The 7,259-nt window shown below is 70.2% G+C and carries 4 protein-coding genes; all 4 read left to right on the forward strand.

Annotated features, from left to right (window positions below; all coding sequences use genetic code 11):
- The first annotated feature begins 18 nt into the window (after nt 1-18).
- A complete protein-coding gene (locus tag ACWCRD_RS44365) occupies nt 19-969 on the forward strand; it encodes a 2-hydroxyacid dehydrogenase (protein ID WP_450971362.1) in 951 nt (316 codons plus the stop codon).
- A gap of 446 nt (nt 970-1,415) precedes the next feature.
- The gene (locus ACWCRD_RS44370) at nt 1,416-4,427 is read left to right on the forward strand and encodes a putative bifunctional diguanylate cyclase/phosphodiesterase (protein WP_450971363.1); all 3,012 of its coding nucleotides are present in this window, start codon (nt 1,416-1,418) and stop codon (nt 4,425-4,427) included.
- 242 nt (nt 4,428-4,669) lie between these two features.
- Nucleotides 4,670-6,517: an acetolactate synthase large subunit gene (locus tag ACWCRD_RS44375; protein WP_450971364.1), complete on the forward strand. Its 1,848-nt coding sequence runs from the start codon at nt 4,670-4,672 to the stop codon at nt 6,515-6,517.
- 22 nt (nt 6,518-6,539) lie between these two features.
- Nucleotides 6,540-7,064, forward strand: coding sequence for an acetolactate synthase small subunit (gene ilvN, locus ACWCRD_RS44380; protein ID WP_030942875.1), 525 nt, complete (start codon nt 6,540-6,542; stop codon nt 7,062-7,064).
- The last annotated feature ends 195 nt before the right edge of the window (nt 7,065-7,259 follow it).

The following is a 7,259-nucleotide window of genomic DNA, read 5'->3' on the forward strand; positions in this document are numbered from 1 at the left end:
CTGACATAGCCTCCTGACATGACTGCTGACGTGTGGCTCTCGATCCCGCCCGACACCATCGAGGGGCTTCCCGAAGGCCTCAACTACCGTTTCTGGGACGGTGCCGACGACTTCCCCGCGGACCCCGCCGACTGCGTGTACTACGTCGTCCCCTATATGAAGCCCAGTGACGTGGGCGTACGTCCCCTGCCCGCGTTGAGCAGCGTGCAGGTCGTACAGACCCTGACGGCCGGCATCGACAGCCTGGAGCCGGGGCTGAAGCACCTGCGTCCCGGCGTGCAGGTGTGCAACGCGCGCGGGGTGCACGAGGCGAGCACCGCGGAGCTCGCGCTCACGCTGATCCTCGCCTCGCTGCGCGGCGTCCCCGACTTCGTGCGCGCCCAGGTCCGCGGGGAGTGGCTCGGCGGCTTCCGGCCCGCGCTGGCCGACAAGAACGTCCTCATCGTCGGCTACGGCTCGATCGGATCCGCCATCGAGGACCGGCTCGTTCCGTTCGAGGTGGCGCGGGTGGCGCGCGTCGCGCGCTCTGAGCGCACCACGGCGCGCGGCCCGGTGCATCCGCTCACCGATCTGCCCGCCCTGCTGCCACAGGCGGATGTCGTCGTCCTCGTCACGCCCCTCACCGAGGCCACCCGAGGCCTGGCCGGCGCCGACTTCCTCGCGCGGATGAAGGACGGCGCACTCCTCGTGAACGTCTCCCGCGGCCCCGTCGTCGACACCAAGGCCCTGCTCGCCGAAGTGGAGAGCGGCCGCATCACCGCAGCACTGGACGTCACGGACCCGGAGCCGCTGCCCCGCGAACACCCCCTGTGGCGCGCGCCCGGCGTCCTGATCAGCCCCCATGTAGGCGGCCCCACGTCGGCGTTCCTGCCGCGCGCCAAGCGACTGCTGGTGGATCAGCTGACCCGGTTCGTGAACCGGGAGCCGCTGCGCAACGTGATCCTTACGACAGGCGCAAACGGCGCGTGATCCCGACGGCTTGAGCGTCCCGTGCGCGCTCCGCGCGACGGGCGCAACGGGCGTGTAATCCGCTTCCGGTACCCTCCGCAACCTTGCGGACGCGGTCCGTGCTCACATTCCCGCTGGTCGTCACGGAGCGTAGAGGAACTATGTCCCTGAGTGACGAGACTGGTGTATCGTCCCGAGCAGGGGCTGCGCCGCACCGTTCGGCGCCGGGGATGGACATTCAGACTGTGAGGGGGGCGACGGGCGATGCACGGCCTATGGGCGAGCGATCCGACGCGACGGGGCCGCCGGAGGCGACTCTGGCGTACGGCCGCGCGCAGACGCGGTCACCACGGCAGTCACGGCTGCCGTCACAGCCATCACCACCGCAGGCACAGCCGCCGGGGGCATGCGCACCCAGCGCACCGGGAGCCGCGGGACCTGGGAGCGATGCGGACCGGGTGGGCCCGGTGAGTTCGCCCCCGCCCCCCACGACCACCCTCGCCACAGCGGTGCGGGTACAGCCTTCGCCGGGGACGCTGGTACCCCGTCCGCCGGCCGCCGGCCGCGGACCCGGTCTGGTCCCCCAACTCGTCCTGGCCCTGATCTGCGCGGGATACGCCGTCGGTTCCGCGTTCGGCTGGGGTTCGGACGAACTCTCGCTGATCATGGGTGACTTCGGACTGAGCGCCGCGGCCGGCACCGCCGCCGTGTCGCTGTTCCTGTACGCCCGTAGCCGCCGTGTCCGCTTTCGACCCGCCTGGCTGCTGTTCGCCCTCTCCTCGGCCATGGCCGCCCTGGGCAACGCGGTCTGGGGGTGGTACGAGGTCGTCCTGGGGGAGCAGGTGCCCACTCCCAGCTATGCCGACCTGTTCTTCCTGTGCTTCGCGCCGCCCGCGATCGTGGGGCTCCTGGTGCTCGCCAAGCGGCCGGTGACGAAGGCCGGCTGGGTGTGCCTCGCCCTCGACGCCTGGCTGATCGGCGGCTCGCTGCTCACGCTGTCGTGGAGCCTCGCGCTCGCCCAGGCGGCCAAGTTCGACGGGCCGAGCGTCGCGCACACCGCGCTGTCGCTCGCCTACCCGCTGCTGGACATCGCCCTGGTCAGCATGGTGCTCGCGCTGCACTTCAGGCGCTCCGCGGTGAACCGCACGGCGGTCAACACCGCCATCGGCGCGCTGGCCCTGACGGTGATGTGCGACGCCCTGTTCACCTCGCCGTTGCTGCACAACAGCTACCACTCGGGCCAGTTGCTCGACGCGGGCTGGTTCGCCGGCTCCCTGCTCCTCGCGTACGCCCCCTGGGCGGCGCCCCGGCAGGGCCGGCAGTCCGAGGCCGACCGGTGCGACCTCGACGGGCACACGCGCGTGGTGCACGAACACGTGCCGGGCCAGCGGGGCGGAGCGCACCAGCACCACCCGGCGCCGCAGGGAGGTGATCACAGCCGGTATCCGGCCGCCCGGCCCATCGCCGGCTCCCTGGCCGCCCTCACGCCCTATCTCGCCGCGGCCGTGTGCACCCTCGGCATCCTCTACACCGTCCTGAACGGCCACCGGGTCGACCGCGTGGTGCTCCTCACCGGCGGCACGGTGGTGCTCGCCCTCGTGGTGCGCCAGGGCATCATGCTGCTCGACAACATCACCCTCACCCAGGAGCTGGCCCAGAAGGAGAACCACTTCCGCTCCCTGGTCCAGGGCTCCAGCGACGTCATCATGATCGCCGCGCCCAACGGCATCCTCCGCTACGTCTCCCCGGCCGCCGCCGGGGTCTACGGACGGCCCGCCGAGGACCTCGTGGGTACGGAACTGGCCAATCTCATCCACCCGGAGGACCTGGGCTGCGTGGTGCACGAGGTGCGCCGCTTCCTCGCCGCCAGCCCGCTCGAGGAACCCACTACGCGCATCGAGTGCCGCTTCCGGTCCGGCGACGGCGGCTGGCTCAACGTCGAGTCCACGGTCAACCGCCACCACGGCGGCCTCATCTTCAACAGCCGTGACGTGACCGAAAGAGTGCGCCTGCAGGCCCAGCTGCAGCACAACGCCGAGCACGACCCGCTCACCGACCTGCCTAACCGCGCCCTGTTCACCAAGCGCGTCCAGCAGGCCCTGTCGGGCCGCCGGGCCGCCGACCGGGTGTCGCTGCGCGGCACGGCCGTCCTCTTCATCGACCTCGACGGCTTCAAGGCCGTCAACGACACGATCGGGCACCAGGCCGGGGACGAACTGCTCGTCCAGGCCGCGCGCAGACTCCAGGAGGCGGTACGGCACGGGGACACCGCCTCCCGGCTCGGCGGCGACGAGTTCGCGGCCCTGATCGCGGGGGACGGCACCCGGGACCGCTCCGCGCGCGAACGGCACATCCTGGAGCTCGCCGACCGCCTCAGGATCACGCTCTCGCAGCCGTACCTCATCGACGGCAACGATGTCCGGGTGGCGGCCTCCATCGGTGTCGCCTTCGCCGAGCCCGGCCTCGGCGCGGGCGAACTGCTGCGCAACGCCGACCTCGCCATGTACCGCGCCAAGGCGGCCGGCAAGGGCCGCGTCGAGCTGTACGCCCCGCAGATGCAGCAGGACGTCGTACGCAAGGCGGAGCTGGCCACGCGGCTGCGTGCCGCCCTGCACGACGGCGAGTTCGCGCTGCTGCACCAGCCCGTGGTCTGTCTGGAGGACGGCCGGATCACATCGGTCGAGGCACAGGCGCGCTGGCGGTCCTCGCAGGGGGTGCTGTTCACCCCGGCCGAGTTCCTGCGGGTCGCCGAGGACAGCGACAAGACCGCCGAGCTCGGCCGCTGGATGCTGGAGGAGGCCGTGGAGCAGGCCGCCGAGCGCACCGGCACCGGACTCTCCGTGCCCGTGGCGGTCCCGATGAGCGCCCGGCGGCTGCTCGACCGTTCGATGCCACTCGGCTCGATCGAGGCCCTGCTGACCCGGCACGGGCTGCCGTCCGGCTCCTTGGTGATCGAGCTGTCCGACACCGACCCCCGGGTCTCCCTGGACGAACTGGAGCGACGCCTGGGCGCTCTGCGCAGACTCGGCGTCCGGATCGCCCTGGACGGCTTCGGCAGCGGCCACGCGGCGATCACGGCACTGCGCAGACTCCCCGTCGACGTGCTGAAACTCGACCGCAGCCTGGTCGAGGGCGTCGTCGAGTCGGCGCGGCTGCACAAGATCACCAGTGGGCTGCTGCGGATCGCGACCGACCTCGGGCTGCAGTCCGTGGCCGACGGCGTGGACCTGCCCGAACAGGTCGTGGCGCTGCGCGCGATGGGGTGCACGCACGGGCAGGGCATGGCGTTCTCCGGTCCGCTGGACGAGTACCGGGTGCGCCGGGCGCTTGCTTCCGGCCACTATCCGGTGCCGCACGGACCGATCGAGCCCGCGTTCGCGGGAGGTGGTTCAGGGGTGTACACAGGTGGTGTCCCCGCCGTTCTGGGAGGCGGAAGTGGACTCCGCTCACATAATGAGACTCCCGTCCCACCCACTTGACACGTGGTGCGTGCCGGGGAGAGGGTCTGTGCCATGCGCACCCGAATTCTCGTACTTGGAAAGCGCGTCGGCTGAGCTGGCGATGTCCGGACCGACCCGGAACTCCCAGCGACCACACCCGGCGCGCTCCCCTCGCTTGCCTTACGGCACGAGGGGTTTTTTGTTGCACAGGCACCAGTCGTGCAGCGCTTGAACACCGCACAAACCTCGCAAAAACCCTCAGCATCGAGAAGAGACTGACGATGACCGAGCAGGCCACCGGGGCCCATCCGCAGCCGCGGCCCCGATCCGGAGGACAGCAGTCCGCACCCGAGCACGTCACGGGCGCGAAGTCCCTCATCCGCTCTCTCGAGGAGGTCGGGGCCGACACGGTATTCGGCATTCCCGGCGGTGCGATCCTTCCCGCGTACGACCCGATGATGGACTCCACGCGGGTGCGCCACGTCCTGGTCCGCCACGAGCAGGGGGCCGGCCACGCGGCGACGGGGTACGCGCAGGCCACCGGCAAGGTGGGCGTCTGCATGGCCACCTCCGGCCCGGGCGCCACCAACCTGGTGACCCCCATCGCCGACGCGCACATGGACTCGGTGCCGCTCGTGGCGATCACCGGGCAGGTCGCGTCCAAGGCGATCGGCACGGACGCCTTCCAGGAGGCGGACATCGTCGGCATCACCATGCCGATCACCAAGCACAACTTCCTGGTCACCAAGGCGGAGGACATCCCGCGCGTCATCGCGCAGGCCTTCCACATCGCCTCCACCGGCCGGCCCGGCCCGGTCCTGGTCGACATCGCGAAGGACGCGCTGCAGGCGCAGACGACCTTCTCCTGGCCGCCGGTGATGGACCTGCCCGGCTACCGCCCGGTGACCAAGCCGCACGCCAAGCAGATCCGCGAGGCCGCGAAGCTCATCACCTCCGCGAAGCGGCCCGTCCTCTACGTCGGCGGCGGTGTCATCAAGGCACACGCCACCGCCGAGCTCAAGGTTCTCGCCGAGCTCACCGGAGCGCCCGTCACCACCACCCTGATGGCGCTCGGCGCATTCCCCGACAGCCACCCGCTGCACGTGGGAATGCCGGGCATGCACGGTGCGGTCACCGCCGTCACCGCGCTGCAGAAGGCCGACCTGATCGTCGCCCTCGGAGCCCGCTTCGACGACCGCGTCACCGGCAAGCTGGACAGCTTCGCCCCGTACGCCAAGATCGTCCACGCCGACATCGACCCCGCCGAGATCGGCAAGAACCGCGCCGCGGACGTGCCGATCGTCGGGGACGCGCGCGAAGTCCTCGCCGACCTGATCCAGGCCGTCCAGAAGGAGCACAGCGAGGGCAACCAGGGCGACTACACCGCATGGTGGAAGGACCTCAACCGCTGGCGCGAGACCTACCCGCTGGGCTACGAGCACCCGGAGAACGGCCAGCTGTCCCCGCAGCAGGTCATCGAGCGCATCGGGCAGCTCGCGCCGGAGGGCACGATCTTCGCGGCGGGCGTCGGCCAGCACCAGATGTGGGCCGCGCACTACATCCAGTACGAGAAGCCCGCCACCTGGCTGAACTCCGGCGGTGCCGGAACGATGGGCTACGCGGTCCCGGCCGCGATGGGCGCCAAGGCCGGCGCCCCGGACCAGACGGTCTGGGCGATCGACGGCGACGGCTGCTTCCAGATGACCAATCAGGAGCTCACCACCTGCGCCCTGAACAACATCCCGATCAAGGTCGCCATCATCAACAACGGCGCCCTCGGGATGGTCCGCCAGTGGCAGACCCTCTTCTACAACCAGCGCTACTCCAACACCGTGCTGCACTCCGGCCCGGAGGCGGACGGCAAGCAGCCCAGCGCCGGCACCCGCGTCCCCGACTTCGTGAAGCTGTCGGAGGCCATGGGCTGCTACGCGATCCGCTGCGAGGACCCGGCCGACCTCGACAAGGTCATCGAAGAGGCGAACTCCATCAACGACCGCCCCGTCGTCATCGACTTCATCGTCCATGAGGACGCGATGGTGTGGCCGATGGTCGCCGCCGGCACCTCGAACGACACCATCATGGCCGCCCGGGACGTCCGCCCCGACTTCGGCGACAACGAAGACGACTGAGCGAGAGAGACGCAACCAGACCATGTCCAAGCACACGCTCTCCGTCCTGGTGGAGAACACCCCGGGCATCCTGGCCCGGATCGCCGCCCTGTTCTCCCGCCGCGGCTTCAACATCGACTCGCTCGCGGTCGGCGTCACCGAGCACCCCGACATCTCCCGCATCACCATCGTCGTGGGCGTCGAGGACCTCCCGCTCGAGCAGGTGACCAAGCAGCTCAACAAGCTCGTCAACGTGCTGAAGATCGTCGAGCTGGAGCCGTCGCAGGCCGTTCAGCGCGAGCTCGTCCTGGTGAAGGTGCGCGCCGACAACGAGACGCGCTCCCAGATCGTCGAGATCGTCCAGCTGTTCCGCGCCAAGACCGTCGACGTCTCCCCGGAGGCCGTCACGATCGAGGCCACCGGCAGCAGCGAGAAGCTGTCCGCCATGCTGAAGATGCTGGAGCCGTACGGCATCAAGGAGCTCGTCCAGTCCGGCACGATCGCGATCGGCCGCGGCGCCCGCTCGATCACGGACCGGTCGCTGCGCGCTCTCGACCGGTCGGCGTAACGACGTATTGAGGCGGCCGGGTGACACCGGCCGCCCGTATACCGAGACCCCGAGACTTCGTTTCCGCCCGCCGTCATACGGTGGGACGCAACATCTGCACTCAAGGAGAGAACCCAAAGTGGCCGAGCTGTTCTACGACGCCGACGCCGACCTGTCCATCATCCAGGGCCGCAAGGTCGCGGTCATCGGTTACGG

The organism is Streptomyces sp. NPDC002092 (genome assembly GCF_053593775.1).